Consider the following 20,910-nt stretch of genomic DNA (forward strand, 5'->3'; position numbering starts at 1 on the left):
CAGGCTCCAGGGCACGCGCAGCGCTGCCGTTCGAACGCAAACCCCCCACGTCAACCCCCCACTTCACGAGGAGACCCCTCTTGACGGCGCATCACATACGCATGGGCAAGGCCAAGGTCGTCACCGCGATCGCGGCCGTCGCGACAGTCGCCGGCACGGCGCTGTTCGTCTCCCCCGCCGCTCAGGCGGAGCAGCCCGCGCAGGGCACGGTCTACGGCCTGAACGCCGAAGGCGCGGTGCCCGGCAGCTTCGTCGTCCTGCTGGACGAGAAGACCTCCGCGGCCGAGAAGCGAGAGCTGGCCGCGGAGTACGGCGGCAAGCTCAGCCGTACCTACGGCTCCGCGGTCAACGGCTTCTCCGCGGGCAGCCTCACCGCGACGGAGGCCAAGCGCCTCGCCGCCGACCCCGCGGTGTCCACCGTGGTCCAGAACAAGAAGTTCCACATCACCGCGACCCAGGACAACCCGCCGTCCTGGGGCCTGGACCGCGTCGACCAGGCGGACACCGCCGGCGACAGCAAGTACACCTACCCGGACAAGGCCGGGGAAGGCGTGACCGCGTACGTCATCGACACCGGCGTACGCATCAGTCACAAGGACTTCGAGGGCCGCGCGTCCCACGGCTTCGACGCCGTCGACAACGACGAGTCCGCCGACGACGGCAACGGCCACGGCACCCATGTGGCGGGCACCATCGCCGGCGCGTCCTACGGTGTGGCCAAGAAGGCCAAGATCGTCGCGGTCCGTGTGCTCGACGACAACGGCTCCGGCACCACCGAGCAGGTCGTCGCGGGCATCGACTGGGTCACCAGCCACCACCAGGGGCCGTCGGTGGCCAACATGAGCCTCGGCGGGGGCGCCGACCCGGCGCTCGACGCGGCGGTGCAGAAGGCCATCGCGGCGGGCGTCACCTTCGCGGTCGCCGCCGGCAACGAGTCGTCCGACGCGGGGCAGGGCTCGCCCGCCCGGGTCCCCGAGGCCATCACGGTCGCCTCCAGCACCAAGGACGACGCCCAGTCGGACTTCTCCAACTTCGGTCAGATCGTCGACCTGTACGCGCCGGGCTCGGACATCACCTCCGCCTGGAACGACAGCGACGAGGGCACCAAGACGATCTCCGGCACCTCCATGGCCACGCCCCACGTGACCGGAGCCGCGGCCGTCTACCTGGCCGGGCACCCCGACGCCACCCCCGCCGACGTCGCCGCCGCGCTCGTCGGCGGGGCCACCAGCGACAAGATCACCAACCCGAGCAGCGGGACCCCGAACAAGCTGCTGAAGGTGACCGAGTAACCGCTCCAGGTCACCCCCACGGTCCGGAACGGCTGTGAGGGCCCGGCGGTGCCACCCGCTCTCGCGCGGTGGCGCCGCCGGGCCGCTCGGGTTCGCGGCGGGCGTCGTAAGCTGGGAGATCTGCACTAGCTGGGGGAGCCGGGAACCGTACGGCCTGGACAGGCGTGCCCACGGAACAGCGGCTCGAATGTGAGGGAGCAACCGATGACGTCGCAGACCGAACGAGCCGTGCTGGCCGGCGGTTGTTTCTGGGGAATGCAGGACCTGATCCGCAAGCAGCCGGGCGTGCTGTCCACCCGCGTCGGCTACAGCGGCGGGGACACGCCGAACGCCACCTACCGTGACCACGGCGACCACGCCGAGGCGATCGAGATCCTCTTCGACCCCGCGGTGACGAGCTACCGCGACGTGCTGGAGTTCTTCTTCCAGATCCACGACCCCACCACCAGGGACCGCCAGGGCAACGACATCGGCCGCAGCTACCGGTCCGCCATCTACTACGCCGACGAGGAGCAGCACCGCGTCGCCCTGGACACCATCGCCGACGTCGAGGCGAGCGGCCTGTGGCCCGGCAAGGTGGTCACCGAGGTCGAGCCGGTCGGTGACTTCTGGGAGGCCGAGCCGGAGCACCAGGACTACCTGGAGCGCTACCCGAACGGCTACACCTGCCACTTCCCGCGCCCCAACTGGAAGCTCCCGCGCCGCAGTTCCTCCCAGGCGGGCTGAGCACCCCCTACTTGAGATACGGGGCGAGCGCCAGGTTCTGCCGGCGTACGTCACCCGCGACGAGGCCTGCGACGCGCTGGGCGCCGTAGGTCTCGAAGTGGGTGCGGTCGTTGCAGAAGAAGGCGCCGACGGGGCCCGAGCCCCAGTCGCCGTTGTGGGGGCAGAAGCGAAGGCCGTTGTAGAGGGACACGCTCAGGGTCTGCAGGTCGATGACCGGTGACCCGGTGGCGGTGCCGGAGGCGTAGGTCTCGGTGACGAAGCCGCGGTTCTTGGTGGCGGTGGAGCCGGAGCAGGTGAGGGCGGCGACCGGGGTGAGGAGCACCGGGTGGGCGCCGCGGGCCAGGGCGGCCCTCGCCATCATGGTCATCAGCTGCTGGTAGCGGGCCGTGCCGACGTGCCGGGGGCAGGTCGGGGAGGAGTCGTTGATGCCGAACTGGATGAACAGGTAGTCGCCGGCTTTCATGCCGGTGGTGGAGTTCAGCATCGCCTGCCAGCGCGACGAGTAGGTGGTGGAGGTCAGCACGCACTCGCCGTCGGAGCCCATCGTGCCGCTCACGGCCGACTCGTACAGCCATGTCTGGATGCTGCGGCCGCCCACGGCGAGGTTCCGGACGGTGACATCGCTGGTGAACAGGGCGTCGAACTGACTGCCCCAGCCGACCGGGCACGCCACGCCCGGGTTGGCCATGGTGGAGTCACCGGCCAGCCAGACGGTGACCGGCTCGGCCGCCCCCTGTACGGCCGGTGCCGCGGGGCGTGAGGCGTCCGCGCAGTGCGCCGCGGTGCTGTCGGCCGCCGAGGCGGCCTGTACGCCCAGGCTCGACAGGGCGAGCGCCAGGGCGGTGGTCAGGAGGATGCGGAGCTTCTTCATCGTCGTGTCTCCTGGGAAACGGGCGCCGGTCAGCGCAAGGAGGAGGCGAGCGGCAGGCCCTGCTCGCGGATGCTCTGGAGCACCAGCCCGGCCATCCGGGACGCGCCGTACTGCGAGAAGTGGGTGTTGTCCGTGACCCCGTCGACGGACGAGCGGAGGTAGAGCGCGGCGGACGCGGCCGGGCCGAGCGACTCGAGCAGCGCCCTGCTCCTGGCGGTCAGATCGACGACCGGCACCCGCTGCGCCGCGCCGACCGCGCGCATCTCCGCGGGCAGATCCACCCCGACGCCGTTGACGTGCAGGGCCGTTGCCGTGAGCCGGGTGCCGTCGAAGATCCGGCGGACCGGCGGCGTCACCAGCACGGGGACCCCGCCCTTCGCCCGCACCTGCGTGATCATGGACGTGAGATTGCCGCGGTAGACGGACGCGGACGTCTGCTTGTCGTTGTGGCCGAACTGGATGTAGACGGCGTCGCCCGCCCTGACCTTCGAGATCAGCGCTGGGAAGAGCGCCGGGTTGCTCAGGAAGCTGCCCGAACTCTCTCCTGAGTCGGCGTAGTTGGCGACGACCGCGCCCGCCCGCACCGCGGGGGTCATCATCTGGCCCCAACCGGTGTACGGGGCGGCCGGCTGGTCGCACACGGTGGAGTCGCCGGCCAGATAGGCGACCAGCGGCTGGGTCGCCGGTCGCACGGAGACGGCCGACACCTGCGGCGCCGACCCGGTGAAACGCAGGTCCAGGCCGGGAGTTCCGGTGCCGCCCTGGCCGGTGGGCTGGCCCTCGGGCTGTCGTACGTCGACGGTGAACGTGTACGTGCTGACGCTGCCGGCCGCGGTGCTCGTCACCGGCAGCATCAGGCGCCGGGCCTCCACCCACAGCTCGGTCTGCCCGGCTGAGGCGCCGCCGACGGAGACGGTCAGGTCGTAACGGCCCGGCGCGACGGCGTAGTGGCAGGTGATGGGGGAGTTGCCGGTGCAGCCCGCCGGCAGGGCCTGGGGTGCGGCGACGCCGGCCTGGGAGACGCCCGTACCGGCCAGCGAGGCAAGCGTCAGGAGGCCGGCCACGACGGGGCCTCTGAGTGTCATGCTCATTACAATCAACCATCCGTTCGTGCGGGTCCGCGAAATCGCGAAGGAGTGGGGAGGCCTCTGTCGCTCAGGCCTGGTGGAAGCCGTCCATGATCACGGTGGGCCGCTGCGTGGCCGAGTCCCACGCACCCATGGCGTAGCCGGTGAAGGGTGTCATGCACTCCGGCTCCCAGTAGAAGATCCCCTGACCGCCGGTGGCCTTCAGGGCCTTGATGTACGCCACCAGCGCGGCCTGGGTGGAGGAGGCCCGGTCCACCCGGCCGCCGAACTCGCTCTGCAGGAACGGCTTTCCGTACGCGGCGGAGATCTTCTGCATGTTGGCCACGATCCCGGGCGCGTACTCGGCGCTGCCGTAGGAGGAGAACACCGACATGTCCCACTTGCCGCCGTTCGCGGCGAAGCCGTTGAAGAACGTGGTCATCACGTCGTACTTCTGCGGCTGAGCCAGGTGGATGCACACGACCGTGCTCGGGGACACCGCCTTGACCTGGTCGTACGCGGCGTTCAGCAGCCCGGTCATCTGCGCCGGGTTGGAGACGCTGCCGACGGGGCGGCAGATCCCGCTGTTGATCTCGTTGCCGATCTGCACCCAGGTGGGCAGGACGTCGTGGTACTTCATGACGTTCATCGTGTGGAAGACGTACGAGCTCAGCGCGGACCGCATCTGGCTGTAGCTCATGTTCTGCCAGGCGGCGGGCGGGTTCTGCACACCGACGGAGTTCCAGGTGTCGCCGAACATGTAGTCCAGCATGATCGACATGCCGGCCGCCTTGACCCGCTTGGCGAAGGCGGCGACCTCCTCGATGCCGCAGTGGCCGTTGGCCGGGTCGCTGGAGGGGTTGACGAAGGTGCGCAGCCGGACCGCGGTGATGCCGTAGCCCCTGAGGACGGTCAGCAGGTCCTGCCGTACGCCACTGGCGTTCCGCCAGAAGTAGCCGCGCGCCTCCATCTGCGGCACCCAGCTGATGTCGACGCCCTTGACGAAGGGCGCGGCGGCCGCGGCCGGCTTCTCGAGCTCGGCGAGTGCGGCGGCGGTGGCGAGCGCGCCTGCGGTCGCGGTGCCGGCCTTGAGCAGGGTCCGGCGGCTGAGCTGCCCGGAACCGAAAGACATGATCACTCCTCTCGGTGCGCCGACCGCGTCGGAAGCAGCGCGCGGCCGGCGCACAACTGGTCGGCGTTCAGGGGCTGGTGCAGGTGAGCGGTGCGGTCGGCGGAGTGCCGTCGGCGGTGAATCCGAAGGTGGTGGAGGCGGACGCCTGAAGTGAGCCGTTGTAGGAGGCGTTGCGGACCGTCACGGTCGAACCGCTCGCGCTGAGCGTGCCGTTCCACACCTGGCCGACCGTCTGGCCGGCGGGCAGTGTCAGTCCGACGGTCCACCCGTCGATCGCCGCGTCGCCCGCGCGGACCGTGACCTCGCCCTGGTAGCCGCCGGACCACGCGTTGACGGTGCGGTAGACCGCCGTGCACGCGCCGCCGGGGACGGTCGGTGTCGGTGTCGGTGTCGGCGTCGGCGTCGAGCCGCCCGGCGGCACGAACGGGCAGGTGCTGAGGTACTTCGAGACACCCGTGGGGTCGGCCAGGGTCGGGCACAGGAACTTGGTGTAGCGGGTGTCGTCGTCCACGAAGGCCTTCAGCCAGGGGATCAGGATGCGCATCTCCAGCGTGTTGGCCCTGGTGGGGAAGAGGTGGTTCGCCCCGGCGAGCTGGAGGTACGCGCTCTGTGTCGTGCGGGGCAGAGCGGCGTGGAGGCCGTCGAGGTAGGACGGGGTGACCGTGGTGTCACGGTCACCACCCATGATCATGGTCGGCACCCGGAGGCCGGTCGGACTCCCGGACGGTTTGAACGGGGTGAGGCCGACGGCCGCCTTGAGTGTCGGTCGCCGCTCGGCCGCGACCAGCGCTCCGCCGCCGCCCATCGAATGGCCCACCACCGACAGCCGGTTGGGGTCCACCCGGTCCCGCACCGGGCTCCGCTGCGTCAAGTAGTCGAGCGCGGCGAGGAGTTGCGTGCCGCGAGCCGTGTCGAAGTCGGTGAGGCTGTTGGTCTCGACGCCGATCACGACGAACCCGAACGAGGCCAACCAGTGCCCCATCCAGGCCTCTTCGTCGGCGAACCGGGCCGTGTAGCCGGGCGCGATCGCGACCGCGCCCCAGGTGCCCTGGCTGGTGTCGGTCGGGTAGTAGATCGTCCCGCCGTTGAAGCCGTTACCCGGTGAGACGCTCGTCTGCGCGGTCGCGAAGGTGCCTCGCGCGGCCGCCACGCTTGCCAGGGTCGGGTCGGGGCCTCGCTGGTACGGATTGCCGGCCGCGGAGGCCGGAAGCATCGCCGAGACGGCCGCCAGCAGGCCCAGAACAACGGCGACAACTGAGGCGATCCATAAGGGAGTTCGTGCTCGGGTGTGTTCGTCCGACAGCAAGGTGAACCTCCTTGGCGGAGTGTTGTGAACGTTCCCAGGCAGTTCCCAGGTAAGGGGGTCCACCGTCCGACTGTCAATCGGTCGGAGCCAAGAAAGTAACGGATCCAAACATTGCCGAACACTGAACTCCGACAGAATCCTTGACGACACATCAGCGTCTCTCTACTCTCACACGCCGTGGGAGCGGTCCCACACTCTCCCCCGAGCGCACCCGCACCCGCACACCCCCTCGCATCGGAGGTCGTCGTGACCTACGCACGCCCCACAGCACACCCCCGGAAAGTGAGAAGCCGGCTCATCGGCGGCATCACGGCCGCCGCCGCGGTGGCCGCCTCCACGCTCGTCGGACTGCCGCAGAGCGCGCACGCCGCGACCGCCCGGCAGGTGGAACGCCTCGACCGGGGACTGACCAGCGTCCACACCAGCAGCGGCAATCTGGTGTCCTGGCGCTGGCTGGCCACCGACCCGAACGACGTCGCCTTCAACGTCTACCGGGGCACCACCAGGCTCAACTCCTCGCCGATCACCGCCTCGACGAACTACTTCGACTCCGGCGCCCCGGACTCGGCCGACTACACCGTACGAGCGGTCGTGGGCGGCACCGAGCAGCCCGCCTCCGAGCACGCGCTGCAGTTCAGGGCCGGCTATCTGGACGTGCCGATCTCACCGCCGGCCGGCGGCACCACCCCGGACGGAGTCGCGTACACCTACGAGGCCAACGACGCGAGCGTCGGCGACCTCGACGGCGACGGCCGCCTCGACCTGGTCCTGAAGTGGCAGCCGACCAACGCTAAGGACAACTCCCAGTCCGGCTACACCGGCAACACGATCGTCGACGGCATCAAGCTGGACGGCACCCGGCTGTGGCGCGTCGACCTGGGCCGCAACATCCGCTCCGGCGCGCACTACACGCAGTTCCAGGTGTACGACTACGACGGCGACGGCAAGGCCGAGGTCGCCATGAAGACGGCCGACGGCACCCGGGACGGCGCGGGCACGGTGATCGGCAACTCCTCGGCCGACTACCGCAATTCGTCCGGCTACATCCTGTCCGGCCCCGAGTACCTGACGATGTTCAACGGGCAGACCGGCCGGGCCATGCAGACGGTCGACTACGTCCCCGCCCGTGGCACGGTCTCCTCCTGGGGCGACTCCTACGGCAACCGCGTCGACCGCTTCCTCGCCGGCACCGCCTACCTGGACGGCGCCCGCCCCTCCCTGATCATGGCGCGCGGCTACTACACCCGTACGGTGATCGCCGCCTGGGACTGGCGGAACGGCCAGTTCACCCGCCGCTGGACCTTCGACACCAACTCCTCCACCAACGCGGGCAAGGGCTACGACGGCCAGGGCAACCACGCCCTGTCGGTCGCGGACGTCGACGCCGACGGCCGGGACGAGATCGTCTACGGCGCGATGACCGTGGACGACAACGGCGCCGGACTGTGGACCACGAAACTCGGCCACGGCGACGCCGCCCACCTCGGCGACCTCAACCCCTCCCGCGCCGGCCTGGAGTACTTCAAGGTCTCCGAGGACGCCGGCAAGCCCGGCTCCTGGATGGCCGACGCGCGCACCGGCCAGATCCTCTGGCAGACCGCCTCGGGCTCCGACAACGGCCGCGGTGTCTCCGGCGACATCTACGCCGGCAGCCCCGGCGCCGAGGCGTGGTCGGCCTCCGACACCACCCTGCGCTCCGCGACCGGCGCCTCCCTCGGCCGCGAGCCGTCCAGCATCAACTTCCTGTCCTGGTGGGACGGCGACACCGTCCGCGAACTCCTCGACGGCACCCGCATCGACAAGTACGGCACCTCCGGCGACACCCGCCTGCTGACCGGCTCGGGCGTCTCCTCCAACAACGGCACCAAGTCCACCCCCGCCCTGTCCGGTGACCTCCTCGGCGACTGGCGCGAGGAGGTGATCTGGCGCACCAGCGGCAACCGCGCCCTGCGCATCTACTCGACCCCGAGCCAGACCGGCACCAGGATCACGACCCTCCTGCACGACACCCAGTACCGCACCGCGCTGGCCTGGCAGAACACCGCGTACAACCAGCCACCGCACCCGAGCTTCTTCATCGGCTCCGGCATGCCCACGGCGCCGCGCCCCACCGTCCACACCCCCTGAACGACGACCGCGGCCGGGGCCTCGTGGGTGTGTTCCCGAGGCCCCGTGCGGGCGTTGCGGTGATCAGCGCAGGGTGACCGGCAGGCGCTCGATGCCCCACATGAAGTTGGAGCGCAGCCGTTCGACCGGCCCCGCCAGTTCCAGGTGGGTCACCTTCTCCGCCAGCACCTGGAGCAGCACCTTGAGTTCCGCCTTGGCCAGCGGAGCGCCGATGCAGAAGTGGGGGCCGATGCCGAAGGTGAGGTGGCGGTTCGGGGTGCGGCCGAGGTCGAAGCGGTCCGGGTCGGGGAACACCGTCTCGTCGCGGTTGATCGAGGAGTTCCACAGGGCGACGGTCTCCCCGGCGCGGACCAGCTGGTCGCCGACCTGGACGTCCTTCTTGGCGACCCGGGTGACATGCAGGGCGGGGCTGGTGTACCGCAGCACTTCGTCGACCGCGGACTCGATGTCCACCTCCCCGTCGCGCAGCCGCTGCCACTCGCCCGGGTTCTCCATCAGCGCCAGCAGCCCGGCGGCGGAGGCGTGGCGGGTGGTCTCGTTGGCCCCGGTGAGCAGCCCGTCGCAGTTGAGCAGGACCTCCTCGTCGGTGAGCCGGCGTCCGTCCAGGTCTCCCTGGATGAGCGCGCTGACCACATCGGCGCCGGGGTTGCGCCGCCGCTCCTCCACCAGCTCCGTGTAGTAGAGGAAGATCTCGGCGTGCGCCTCGGTCTTCTCCATGGTGCTCATCGGGCACTTGGCCTCGCCGCCGACCGAGGCGCCGAACGCCTTGCTGGTCAGGTCGATCATCATGGCCCGCTCGGACTGCGGGATCTCCATGATGTCGCAGATGATCGCCGCCGGCAGTACCGCGGCGATCTCGCTGACGAAGTCGACCACGTCCCTGCGCAGCGCCTCCTCCACCAGCGGCTCGATCACCCTGCGCATCGACGCCTCCAGTGTGGCGACGACCCTCGGCAGGAAGGCCGAGTTCATCAGCTGGCGCAGCCGGGGATGCGTCGGCGGGTCCGTGACGATGAGCATCTTCCCCGCGGCCGCCTCCACCGCGGCCGGATCGGAGTCGACGCGCATCCCCAGCTCGGAGGTGAACGCGTCGGTGTTCCGGTACACCTGCAGCGCCGGCTGGTACGCCATGACGGCCCAGAAGCCGGGCCCCGCGGGTGGTTGTTCCAGTGGACGGGCGAGGTGGCCCTCAGGTGCGCCCACAGGGCCACCGGGTCCCCGGACTCGTAGAGCGCCGGGTCCGCCACATCGATCGTGGCGGGGTCGGCCGCCGCGAAGCCGATCGTGTCGACCACGCCTCAGCCCGCCTTCCGTACGGCGAAGACCTCGTAGATCTCCGTATCCGCCAGCAGCGCGTCCTGCTCCACCGCCACGTCGAAGCCGTGCTCGTCCAGGAGCGACACGAAGGCCTTCAGAGTGCCGTGGAGGTCGTGGACCTCGGCGACGACCTGGCGCACCTTCGGCCAGTCGGACTCCGACAGGCCCCGCAGCACCTCCAGTTCGCTCTTCTCCACGTCGACCTTGAGCAGGTCGACGGAGGTGACGCCGCGCTCGGCGATGACATCGGACAGCGTCCGCACCGGCACCTCGATCTCCACGGTGTCGTGCCGGCCCGCCAGCATGTCCTCGACGTCCTCCTCGTCGAAGCCGCTGCGCACCAGGAAGGTCCGGGTCAGCGCCGCCTCCGACTGCGCGTCGGCGTGGAAGCCGGACATCACCGTGGAGTCGGGGTAGTAGGTCAGCCGGCCGGTGCCCGCGTGGTCGGACAGCGCGCACCGGGTTGCCGTGGCGTCGATGCCGTGCGCCGCGATGTTGGCGCTCAGCGCCGCGTACGGGTCCGGTGCCGGCTCGAAGGCGTGGAAGGTGAGCCCCGCGCACTCGGTGTGGAAGAACAGCGTCGACATACCGATGTTCGCGCCGACGTCGAACACGGTGGAGCCGGGGGTCAGCGTGATGCCGTGCTGCATGTAGCAGCGCTCGGCGAAGATGTCCCGGTAGAGCAACGCCGTCTCGCCCGTGCTGACATGAGACACCGTCAGGCCGTTGGGCAGTTTCATCGTCTCCATGGTCGTTACGCCGCCGAGCCGTCCAGAGCCTGGCGCAGGCTCAGCGGACGCATGTCGGTCCAGTGCTCGTCGACGTAGCGGACGCACTCCTCCTCGGTGCCGCTGAAGTCCGCGGACCGCCAGCCGGCCGGGGTGGGCAGCTCGGCCGGGAACAGGCCGTACTGCTCCTCGGCGTTGATCAGGACGGTCCAGCGCTCGGGGCCGTTGTCGCTCATGGTTCGTTTCCTCCGGTGTGCTGTGGTGGGGTGTAGGGCGGTCAGGGCGCGGTCAGGGCCTCGGCCAGTCGCCGGACGGTGGGGTGGCGGTAGAGCATCCGGACGGGCGCGTCCGTGATGCCCTGCTCCCGCAGCCGGACCATCACACGGATGGCCAGCAGCGAATTGCCGCCGATCAGGAAGAAGTTGTCGTCCGGGGCGACCGGGGTGCCCAGCACCTCGTGCCAGGCCCCGGCGATCCGCGAGGCGAGACCGGGCGTCTCGGGTGCCGGTGCGGCGGGCGCCGGTTCCGGAGCCCGGCCGGGCTCCGGCAGACGCGCCGTGTCCAGCTTGCCGTTGTCGGTCACGGGCAGCCGGTCCAGGACCGTGAGCGTGCTGGGCACCATGTACGCGGGCAGGGTCCGTTCCAGGTGCTCGCGCACCGCGGCCGGGTCGGCCGCCGGGCCCACCACGTACGCGTCCAGATGCGCGTCGCCGCCCTCGCCGCGGCGGCGCAGCACGACGGCCGCCGCACGCACCTCGGCCGCTTCCAGCAGACGGTTCCTGATCTCGTCGAGCTCGATGCGGTACCCGCGCACCTTCACCTGCCCGTCGAGCCGTCCCAGATGCTCGAGTTGGCCGTCGTGGCGCAGCCGCCCGCGGTCGCCGCTGCGGTACAGCCGGGCCCCGGGGACCCCGGACAGATGGTCCGGCCGGAACCGCTGCGCGGTCAGCCCGGGCCTGCCGTGGTAGCAGCGGGCCACTCCCGCACCGCCGACATGGATCTCACCGGGCACACCGGCCGGCAGCGGACGGCCGTACGGATCGAGGACGTGGAGCGTCCAGCCGGGCAGCGCGGTGCCGATGGACCGGCTGCCCGCGAGCGCGTCGCGCCGGGTGAGGTCGGTCCAGGTGCAGTGCACGGTCGTCTCGGTGATGCCGTACATGTTGACCACACGGCACCGGTCCTCCGGGTGCGCGTCGAACCAGGGCAGCAGGGTGCGCGAGTCCAGCGGCTCACCGCCGAACACCAGCAGCCGTACGTCGAGCGGCGACGCCCCGGCCGTCTCGGTGGACAGCAACTGCACGAACGCCGACGGGGTCTGGTTGAGGACGGTGACGCGCTGGGCGTGCAGCAGCTCCCGGAACTCCTCCGGAACCCGCGCCACGTCCTCCGGTACGACGACCAGCCGGCCGCCCGTCGCCAGACAGCCCCAGATCTCCCACACCGAGAAGTCGAACGCGAACGAGTGGAAGAACGTCCACACGTCACCCCCGCCGAACCCGAACTCATCGCGCGTCCCCGCCAGCAGCGCGGCGAAGTTGCGGTGCTCGACGACCACACCCTTGGGCCGGCCGGTCGAGCCCGAGGTGTAGATGACATACGCGGGGTCGGCGGGCACGGCGTCCTTGCCCACGGCGGGCACGTCCTCGGCCGCCGGCGGAGGCACCAGGTGAGGGCACCCGTCGAAGGCCGCGCGGGGCTCATGGGCCAGCACCAGCGACAGCCCCGCGTCCTGCGCGAGGTAGCGCAGCCGGTCCTCGGGGTACGCCGGGTCCAACGGCACATACGCGGCACCGGACTTGAGTACGCCGAGCAGCGCGGCCACCAGCTCCGCGCCCCGCCTGAGGCACACACCGACCCGGTCCCCGGGGCCGATGCCGCGCGAGCGGAGCGCATGACCGATCGTGTCGGCCCAGCAATCGAGTTGACGGTACGTCAGGTGGCCGTCGGGTGCTGTCACGGCGACGGCGTCCGGCCGCTCCTCGGCCCGCGCGGCGACCAGGCCGTGGATCGTGGCATCGGCCGCCACCTCGCTCACGCGCGGGGCGACGGCAGGCCCCGTCTCCCCGGAGACGTACCCGGCCACCTCCGCGAGCAGCGCCTCCACCGCCTCGCGCGCCACGACATCGGCGGCGAAGTCGCAGGTCAGCGTGGCTTGATCGGTATGGGTGCCGAGGTCGAAGGACAGCACGGCCGACACGGGCGCCGTCCGCAGCAGCAGCCGCAGCCCCGCCGCCTCCAGCCGGTCGGCGGTGGCCGGGGGAGCGGGGAGCCGCAGTTCCACGTCGTAGGCCGGGACCGGCCCCGACGACCAACTCGCGGCGGCGAGGACCTCCTCGGCCGCGCCCACCGAACCTCCGCCGTCCGGCCGTACGGTCGTGGCGCTGTCCTTCCTCGTCAGGTCGCCGTCGACCGGGCCGGGCCGACGCAGCGTCAGGTGCGGGGCGTCACCGCCCGTCCTGCGGGCCAGTGCCGTGGCCAGCGCCGCCAGCAGGGCCGCCTCGCCGGCCTCCGCGCCCAGCGGGACGGCGAGGCTGTCCCGGGTGCCGGGCCGGGCGCTCGCGCCCGACGCCCAGTCCAGGGGAAGCCGCTCGACCGGCTCCGGCTCCGCCTCGCCGGCAGGCCGGGGCAGCGACAGCGGCCCCGACGGCTCTCCGGCCAGCAGACAGGCCAGACTCCCCAGGCCGCCCTCGTCCAGCACCTCGGGGCGCGCGCTCACCACCAGGTCCTGGACGCGGTCGGCGTACGTCAGCAGGCACAGCCGGACGGCGGGACCGTCGCCCGGGGCGAGCGGACGCGTGGCCGTGCGCCGGCGGAGCCGGTCGGCGCGCGGGTCGTCGCTCGGGTACGGCAGGGCCTCGGCCCACACGACCGGGCCGCGCGCCCACGGGCCGGAGAGCCCGCCGAGCCGCTGCCGGACCGCGGCCGCGTCCACCCGCCGCAGCGCGCGGAGCACCAGGGCCCTCACAGGCGCTCCGGCAGGGGCCGGGCGGCGGCCACGTCGGCCATCGCGCGCAGCACGGGCACGGGGTCCTCCGCGAGGTACATGTGGCCGCCCGCGAACTCCACCTCGGAGCAGTCCTTCGTGGTCACGTCGGCCCAGCCCCGGCAGTCCTCCTCGGTGACCAGATGGTCGGCCGAGCCGCGGAACACGGTGACCGGCACCGGCAGCGGCTCGCCGTCCGCCGGCCGGTAGGACTCGTGCAGGGCGACGTCGGCCCGCAGCACCGGCAGCACCACCTCGCGCAGGTCGGGGTCGGCCAGCGCCGGGTGGACGTACCCGGCGAGCTGCTCCACCCGGGCCACGAACTCCTCGTCGTCCAGGCCTGCGGAGTGCCGGCCGAGCGGCACCCCGGGCGCGGCCGAGCCGCTGACCATGAGCCGGCCCGGCGCGGGCAGCCCGGCGGCGGGCAGGGCCCGGACCAGTTCGTAGGCGAGGATCGCGCCGAAGCTGTGCCCGAACAGGGCGTACGGCCCGGCCTCGGCGTACGGGGCGACCAGCCGGGTCAGGTCCGCCACCGCCGACTCCAGGTCGGTGTACGGGTCCTCGTGGTAGCGCTCCTCGCGGCCCGCCGGCTGCAGCGGGACGAGGTCGATGCCCGCGGGCGGCGCGGGCCAGCCGCGGTAGAAGGTCGCGCCCGCTCCGGCGTAGGGCAGGCAGAGGATCGGGGTCGGGGTCATGGGGTGCTCCAGTCTTCGAAGGGGCTCAGGAGGAGGCCATGCGCTCGCGGATGGCGTCCTCGACGTAGGCCGCCAGATCCCGCAGGACGGGGTTCTCGAAGACGGCGGTCATCGGGATGACGAGCTGCGCCTGGCGCTTGAGCCGGGCGACCACCCGGATGGCGAGCAGCGAGTGGCCGCCGACCTCGAAGAAGTGGTCGGTGGGGCGCAGCCCCTCCACCCCCAGGACCTCCTGGCAGATCCGGATCAGCAGCTCCTCGGTCGCGGTGCGCGGGCCGTCGTCCGCGGCCTGCGGCGAGGGCTCCTCCGCCTCGCCGGGCGCGGCCGGCTTGAGCTCGGCGAGCGCCACCCGGTCGAGCTTGCCCGCCGGGGTCAGCGGCATCTCGTCCAAGAGGGTGTAGCTGGAGGGCCGCATCCACTCGGGCAGCCGCTGCTCGGCGTGCTCGCGCAGCTCGCGCACCCCGGTGCCCGGGGTGGTGCGGACGTACGCCGCGAGGACGGCCTCGCCCTCGTGCTCCTTGCGGACGACCCCGCAGTCCAGCGTGCCGGGGAACTCGGCGAGCACCGACTCGATCTCGCCCAGCTCGATGCGGTAGCCGCGCACCTTCACCTGGTGGTCGGTGCGCCCCAGGTACTCCAGGCGACCGTCCCAGGTCCAGCGTGCGCGGTCGCCGGTGCGGTACATGCGGGAGCCGTCCGCCGCCCAGGGGTCCGGCACGAAGCGGGAGGCCGTCAGGCCGGGGCGGCCGAGGTAGCCGCGGGCCACCGAGGGTCCGCAGACGAACAGTTCACCGGGCGTGCCCACCGCCACCGGCCGCAGACCGGCGTCCAGCAGCCGTACGGTCCGGCCGGGCAACGTGGAGCCGAGGTGCGGCGCGTCGCCCTCGCCCACGGCTGCCCAGGTCGTGTCGACGGCCGTCTCGGTGGTGCCGTAGACATCGACGGCGTCGAGGACGCCCTGGGCGGTCAGCTCGCCGAGCCGCTGCCACAGCGCCGCCGGCAGGGCCTCGCCGCCGATCCACAGCCGCAGCCCGCTGCCGGGCCGCAACGCCTCGGCCAGCGGGCCGACCAGGTGCTCGGCGTGCGAGGGGGTGAGGTCGAGGTCGGTGAGGCGCTGCTCGGCGACGGACCGGGCCAGCTGCTCGGGGTCGCGGCGCACGGCCTCGTCCACGATCACGACCGTGTCCCCGCGGCAGACCCGGACCCACTGCTGCACCGAGGCGTCGAAGGACGGGCTGGCGTTCCAGCCGACCCGGCCGGCGGACGGGCGCACGACCCCGGCCTGCTCCAGGCCCGCCAGCAGACCGGCCACGGCACCGTGGCTGACCTGGACTCCCTTGGGGCGTCCGGTGGAACCGGAGGTGTAGATGACGTAGGCGCACCGGTCCGGGTGTATCTCGGCGACCGTGCCGGGCGTGGTCGCGGGGGCCTGCTCGGAGTCCAGCAGCACGACGGTGGCCAGGTCGTCGAACCGGCCGTCGTACGACGTCGAGGACGTGGTCAGGACCAGCCGCACCCCGCTGTCGCGGACCAGGTGGTCCAGGCGTTCGGCCGGGTACTGCGGGTCCAGCGGGAGGTAGGCGGCACCGGCGCGCAGGACGCCGAGGATCGCCGCCAGGAGTTCGGCGGAGCGCGGCAGGCACAGGCCGACCACCGTGTCGGGGCCGGCGCCGTGGGCCGTGACGAGCCGGGCGATGTCCTCGGCGCGCGCGTCCAGTTCGGCGAAGGTCAGGACGGTGTCGCCGTCCACGACCGCCGAGGCGTCCGGGCGTGCCTCGACCGCCGCGCGGAACCGCTCCGGAAGCAAGGGCGCCTCGGCGGCGGCCTCCGGCCCCGCACCGAGGGCCAGGACGCGGGCCTCCTCCTCGGCGTCCAGCACCGGCAGCACGGCCAGGGAGGCGTCCGGCCGTTCGGCGACCGTGCGCAGCAGGAACGCGAACCGGCGGGCCAGGCCCTCGATGCTCTCCTGCTCGAACAGGTCGCTGGCGTAGTAGAAGTCGCAGCGCAGGGCGCCCGACGGCTGCACGATGTAGTCGACCGCGAGGTCGTAGCGGGTGATGTCGGGCTGCACGTCCAGCGCCTCGACCGTCACGCCGTCGATGCTGAGCCGCGGCTGCTTCTCCATGTTGAAGGCGACCTGGACCAGCGGGTTGTGGGCCAGCGTCCGCTCCGGCGCGATCTCCTCGACCAGCCGGTCGAAGGACAGCCCCTGATGGTCGTAGGCGTCCAGGGACGACTCGCGGACCCGCGTCACCAGGTCGCGGAACGTGCCGGACGGGTCCACGGTGGCCCGCAGCGGCAGCAGGTTCATGAAGAAGCCGACCAGTTCCTCCGTCTCGGACGCCTCACGGTTCGCGGCCGGCATGCCGACGACGAAGTCGTGCTGCCCCGACCAGCGCGCGATCAGCAGCTGGAACGCGGCGAGCAGCACCATGTGCGTGGACGCGCCGCACTCCTTCGCCAGCGCGGCCAGCGCGCCCGCGTCGGCCGCGGGCACCTCGAACGACAGCAACCGCCCGTCGAAGGACTGCGTGGCCGGCCGCGGACGGTCCAGCGGCAGCGCGAGCACATGCGGACAGCCGTCGAGGTGCTCGCGCCAGAACGTCAGGTCCTCGGCGAACTCCCCGGCCGCGAAGCGCTGCCGCTCCCAGGAGGCCACGTCCACGAACTGCACGGCCAGTTCCGGGAATTCGGCCTCGCGCCCGGAGCGCAGTGCCTCGTACGCCTCGCCGATCTCCCGGAAGACGATCTCCATCGACCAGCCGTCGGTGGCGATGTGATGGATCACCAGCAGGAAGACATGCTCGTCCGGCCCGACCTGGAACAGCCTGGCCCGCAGCACCGGTCCCGTCGCCAGGTCGAACGGCTGGGCCACCGCGTCACGGATCGCGCCCTCCAGCGCCTCCGCCTCGACCGGTGTGGCCTCGAGTCCCAGCGAGAACGGCGCGTTGACCACCTGGAGCGGCTCGCCGTCACGGGAGACGAACGTGGTGCGCAGCGTCTCGTGCCGGGCGACGACCGCGTCGACCGCACCGGCGAGGGCCCGTACGTCCAGCCGGCCGGTCAGCCGCAGCGCGTACGGATAGACGAACTCCAGCCCGCGCCGGCCCATCTGGTCGGCGAACCACAGGCGCGCCTGGGAGAAGGAGGCGGGGGACGGACCGTCCTGGCCGAGGCGGGTCAGGAGGGAACGCTGCGCAGGCTGATCAGTCACGGGGCGGGATTCCTTCGTTGCTCGGTAGGGGGGACGGGGACAGCCGTTCGGTCTCGTGGCGTACGGCCGCGGCGAATCCGCGGAGCGTGGGGTTCTCGAAGAGTGCCCGGGCCCGCAGCCGCACCCCGAAACGCTCCCGGCACCGGTTGAGGACTTTTCCGACCGCCAGGGAGTCCCCGCCGAGGTCGAAGAAGTTGTCGGCGGCACCGATGCGCTGCACGCCCAGCACCTTCGTCCAGATCAGCGCGACCTCCCGCTCCGGCGGGCTCGCGGACTCCTCGGGGGCCGCCGCCGTGAAGGCGGGCCGGGGCAGGGCGGTGTGGTCGACCTTGCCGTGCGGGCCGACGGGCAGCGCGTCCAGCAGGACGACGACCGCGGGGACCGCGTGCCCGGGCAGCAGCGCGCCCAGCCGCTCGCGCAGCACGGGCCCGTCCACGGACGGCGACGCGCCCGCGGCCGGTACGGCGTAGGCGACCAGGCCCGGGCCCGCCGGGAGGTCGTCGCGCAGCACCACCGCGCCGCCCGCGACCTCGGGCAGCGAGGTCAACGCGGCCTCCACCTCGCCCAGTTCGATCCGATGGCCGCGTACCTTCACCTGGCGGTCGCGGCGCCGTACGAACTCCAGCCGGCCCTGGTCGTCGTACCGTACGAGATCCCCCGTGCGGTACATCCGGCCGCCGTCCCCGGCGAACGGGTCGGGCAGGAAGACGGCCGCGGTGCGCCCGGGCCGCCCGCGGTAGCCGCGTCCGACACCGGGCCCGGCGAGGAACAGCTCACCGGTCTCGCCGGCCGGTACGGGCCGCAGGGCGGCGTCCAGCACATGGCAGCGGACGTCCGGCAGCGGGGCGCCGAGGTGCGGGGTGTCGCCGTCGACGGGCGCGGTGGTGGCGTCGACCGTGCACTCGGTCGGGCCGTACATGTTCCAGGCGCGCAGCCCCTGCGTGTCCCCCAGGCGGCGCAACTGCGCCCACAGGGCGGGGGTCATGGGCTCGCCGCCGACCAGCAGGCGCAGCGGCAGGCCCGCGGCGGCCAAGGGCCCCGCCAGCAGCGCGAGGTGCGAGGGCACCACGTCCAGGTCGGTCACGCCGTGCCGTACGAGGTCGTCGACCAGGGCGGCCGGATCGGCGCGGACGTCCTCGTCCAGCAGGACCAGCGTGTCGCCGCGGCACAGGCGCACCCACTGCTGGACGGAGGCGTCGAAGCAGGCACTCGCGTTCCAGGCGACCCGGGCCGGGCCGACCCCGCTCAGCACCGTCGCCTCCAGGCCGCGCAGCAGGCTCGCCACATTGGCGTGCGTGACCTCGACCGCCTTGGGGCGGCCGGTGGTGCCCGAGGTGTACAGCACGTACGCCAGGTCGTCCGGGTGGACGGTTCGTACGGCGGTGTCGTCCGACGAGGGAGACGGGGGAGACGGGGGCAGCGGCAGGGCCACCTCCGTGACGGGGCAGTCGACCGGCCAGTCCTGCGGTGGCTTCAGGCCGGGCCCGGTGAGCAGCCGGGCGGCGCCGGAGTCCGTGACCATGTGGCGCAGCCGGTCGGCCGGGTAGCGGGGGTCGAGCGGCAGATAGGCGCAGCCCGCCTTCAGCACCGCCAGCAGCGCGACGACCTGCTCGGCGCCCCGCGCGAAGTGCAGGCCGACCACCGACTGCCGGGCCGTCCCGGCGCGCACCAGGTGTGCGCACAGCCGGTCGGAGAGGTCGTCCAACTCCTCGTACGTGAGGGTGACTTCGTCGGTGACGACCGCCGCGCGGCGCGGATGGGCACGCGCCGCGGCGGAGATCGCCCCGTGGACACCGGCCGTCATGAGGTGGTGTAGCCGAAGCGCGCGGGGGCCATGTCGAGGGCGGCCACGTCCTTGGCGAGCTGCTCGTTCAGCACGGCCAGCCGGGTCGGGTCCGGGCGCTGCCCGTCGCGCTCGCGCATCAGCTCCTGCGTGGTGCGCAGCAGCGGGACCAGCTCGTCGACACCGAGGCCCTTGCCGTCCAGGTACGGCAGCGACCAGAAGTCGAAGTCGTACAGCGGCAGCCACACCGACTCGGTCACCCGGTCGAACATCTTGTCGCACCAGGCGGCGGCCTCGGCCGAGTTCATCGTCGCGTGGCGCCAGTCGTAGGCCGCGCCCTCGATCCCGTACACCTCCTTGTTGCGGTAGACGGGCGAGCGCGGGTTGCCCCACCAGGGCTGGGCGCGCCAGAAGGTCGGACCGGTCTCGTTGACGAAGTCGATGGTGTTCTGCATCGTGCGCTCGTTCTCGCCGGGGAAGCCGACGATGATCGAGGCGAAGGTGGTGATGTTGCGCTCCTTCAGCCGGGCGATGCCGGCCCGGTACTGCGAGTCCTGCGCCAGCTTGTTCATGTTGGCGAGGATGTCGGCGTCACCGGACTCGATGCCGAGGAACACGCCCCGGCAGCCGCTCTGCGCGGCCAGGTCGAAGGTCTCCTCGTCGCGCGCGTTGGAACAGCGGAAGTAGGAGTACCAGTCGAGACCGAGGTCCTCCTCGATCATCATCCGGCACAGCTCCTTGAACCGCTTGGGCGGCACGTTGAACGTGTCGTCCACGAACACCAGGTTCTTCACGCCCAGTTCGGCCATCGCCCGCAGCTCGCGGCGGACCGTGTCCACCGACGCGGTGGTCAGCGCGCCGGCCCGGGTGGGGTAGTCGCAGAAGCTGCACTTGAAGGCGCAGCTGCGGGCGGTGCGCGTCTGCGCGGTCACCCCGATCTGCTCGGGCGTGAAGCTCTGCCAGTCGATCGCGCAGGCGTCCAGGTCGTTGGCCTCGGGCTTGCGCCGGTTGGCGACCCAGTCGTCCTCCGGGCAGGTGATCAGGTTGGCGACCTCCTCCAGCGGCTGTCCGCGCAGCACCGCCCGGCACAGCTCGGCCAGCGCGTGCTCGCCCTGCGACTCGCGGACGTAGGAGTCGGCGCCCATGCCGTGGAACAGGTCCTGCACCTCGTCGGTGATGCCGTCCAGGCACAGGTTGTCGATCAGCGGGCCGCCCACCACGATGTGCGAGGTGGGGGAGTGGCGCCGGACGAAGTCGACGATCGGCGTGACCGAAAGGATGTTGACGTAGAAGGTCGTGGTGATCGCCACGACCGCCGGGCGCCCGGCGAGCAGTCGCGCAAGCCTCTCCTGCTCGGCCCCGAACAGCGACACCGCGTCGGTGCGTATGCCGTGCCGGCGCAGGAAGTTGGTCAGATACAGGCCGGCCAGGTTGAAGACCTCACCGACGTGATAGCGGTCGTTGCGTCCGGTCGCCCTGTTGCGCAGGGTGCTCAGGACGTCCATCCACGGCATGGGGCGGCCGTCGATCTCCAGGTGTTCCTTGCGGTAGATCTGCCACTCGGGCGAGTTCGGGCCGCTTCGCTCGCACATCAGGCGGTAGTCCTGGAAGTCGCCCTCGTTGTAACCGATGACGACGCAGTCGAGTTCCGGCATCTGGTGGATGC

The 20,910-nt window shown here is 71.9% G+C and carries 15 protein-coding genes; 3 read left to right on the forward strand and 12 right to left on the reverse strand.

All coding sequences use genetic code 11. The features are described 5' to 3' along the window. Positions 1 to 101: 101 nt before the first annotated feature. Both RKD23_RS33550 and msrA read left to right on the forward strand, forming a co-directional pair. Entirely contained in the window at positions 102 to 1,292 is a 1,191-nt protein-coding gene (locus tag RKD23_RS33550; RefSeq protein WP_424858393.1) for a S8 family serine peptidase, read from the forward strand. A gap of 204 nt (positions 1,293 to 1,496) precedes the next feature. Next, positions 1,497 to 2,018, forward strand: coding sequence for a peptide-methionine (S)-S-oxide reductase MsrA (msrA, locus tag RKD23_RS33555; RefSeq protein WP_424857113.1), 522 nt, complete (start codon positions 1,497 to 1,499; stop codon positions 2,016 to 2,018). Positions 2,019 to 2,025: 7 nt separating this feature from the next. Here the strand turns inward: msrA and RKD23_RS33560 are convergent, their stop codons facing one another. From RKD23_RS33560 to RKD23_RS33575, 4 genes are all read right to left on the reverse strand, one after another. Then, complete coding sequence (locus RKD23_RS33560; protein WP_424857114.1) at positions 2,026 to 2,889, reverse strand: SGNH/GDSL hydrolase family protein; 864 nt, start codon at positions 2,887 to 2,889, stop codon at positions 2,026 to 2,028. Between the two features lie 29 nt (positions 2,890 to 2,918). Further along, entirely contained in the window at positions 2,919 to 3,974 is a 1,056-nt protein-coding gene (locus RKD23_RS33565; protein ID WP_424857115.1) for a rhamnogalacturonan acetylesterase, read from the reverse strand. Between the two features lie 70 nt (positions 3,975 to 4,044). Further along, entirely contained in the window at positions 4,045 to 5,088 is a 1,044-nt protein-coding gene (locus RKD23_RS33570; RefSeq protein WP_424857116.1) for a glycosyl hydrolase 53 family protein, read from the reverse strand. A 67-nt stretch (positions 5,089 to 5,155) separates the two neighbouring features. Continuing rightward, positions 5,156 to 6,238: a cellulose binding domain-containing protein gene (locus tag RKD23_RS33575; RefSeq protein ID WP_424857117.1), complete on the reverse strand. Its 1,083-nt coding sequence runs from the start codon at positions 6,236 to 6,238 to the stop codon at positions 5,156 to 5,158. A gap of 438 nt (positions 6,239 to 6,676) precedes the next feature. Here RKD23_RS33575 and RKD23_RS33580 point away from each other — a divergent pair, with 438 nt between their 5' ends. After that, positions 6,677 to 8,521: a rhamnogalacturonan lyase gene (locus tag RKD23_RS33580; protein ID WP_424857118.1), complete on the forward strand. Its 1,845-nt coding sequence runs from the start codon at positions 6,677 to 6,679 to the stop codon at positions 8,519 to 8,521. 63 nt (positions 8,522 to 8,584) lie between these two features. Here the strand turns inward: RKD23_RS33580 and RKD23_RS33585 are convergent, their stop codons facing one another. The 8 genes from RKD23_RS33585 to RKD23_RS33620 all read right to left on the reverse strand — a co-directional run bounded on the left by RKD23_RS33585 (position 8,585) and on the right by RKD23_RS33620 (position 20,899). Continuing rightward, the gene (locus tag RKD23_RS33585) at positions 8,585 to 9,724 is read right to left on the reverse strand and encodes a cytochrome P450 (protein ID WP_424857119.1); all 1,140 of its coding nucleotides are present in this window, start codon (positions 9,722 to 9,724) and stop codon (positions 8,585 to 8,587) included. A 95-nt stretch (positions 9,725 to 9,819) separates the two neighbouring features. After that, the gene (locus tag RKD23_RS33590; RefSeq protein WP_424857120.1) at positions 9,820 to 10,578 is read right to left on the reverse strand and encodes an FkbM family methyltransferase; all 759 of its coding nucleotides are present in this window, start codon (positions 10,576 to 10,578) and stop codon (positions 9,820 to 9,822) included. Positions 10,579 to 10,592: 14 nt separating this feature from the next. Next, on the reverse strand, positions 10,593 to 10,802 hold the full coding sequence (locus RKD23_RS33595; protein WP_424857121.1) for an MbtH family protein: 210 nt from the start codon (positions 10,800 to 10,802) through the stop codon (positions 10,593 to 10,595). Between the two features lie 41 nt (positions 10,803 to 10,843). Further along, complete coding sequence (locus RKD23_RS33600) at positions 10,844 to 13,534, reverse strand: amino acid adenylation domain-containing protein (RefSeq protein ID WP_424857122.1); 2,691 nt, start codon at positions 13,532 to 13,534, stop codon at positions 10,844 to 10,846. Then, on the reverse strand, positions 13,531 to 14,247 hold the full coding sequence (locus RKD23_RS33605) for a thioesterase II family protein (RefSeq protein WP_424857123.1): 717 nt from the start codon (positions 14,245 to 14,247) through the stop codon (positions 13,531 to 13,533). The genes RKD23_RS33600 and RKD23_RS33605 overlap by 4 nt, the downstream gene beginning before the upstream one ends. Before the next feature lie 25 nt (positions 14,248 to 14,272). Continuing rightward, positions 14,273 to 17,461, reverse strand: a complete 3,189-nt coding sequence (locus tag RKD23_RS33610; RefSeq protein ID WP_424857124.1) for an amino acid adenylation domain-containing protein — start codon at positions 17,459 to 17,461, stop codon at positions 14,273 to 14,275. Further along, the gene (locus tag RKD23_RS33615) at positions 17,454 to 19,265 is read right to left on the reverse strand and encodes a non-ribosomal peptide synthetase (RefSeq protein ID WP_424857125.1); all 1,812 of its coding nucleotides are present in this window, start codon (positions 19,263 to 19,265) and stop codon (positions 17,454 to 17,456) included. The genes RKD23_RS33610 and RKD23_RS33615 overlap by 8 nt, the downstream gene beginning before the upstream one ends. Beyond that, positions 19,262 to 20,899 (reverse strand): PhpK family radical SAM P-methyltransferase, encoded by a 1,638-nt coding sequence (locus tag RKD23_RS33620; RefSeq protein WP_424857126.1) that lies wholly within the window; start codon positions 20,897 to 20,899, stop codon positions 19,262 to 19,264. The genes RKD23_RS33615 and RKD23_RS33620 overlap by 4 nt, the downstream gene beginning before the upstream one ends. Positions 20,900 to 20,910 lie beyond the last annotated feature (11 nt).

The organism is Streptomyces sp. SAI-170 (assembly GCF_049739565.1).
Lineage (GTDB): Bacteria > Actinomycetota > Actinomycetes > Streptomycetales > Streptomycetaceae > Streptomyces.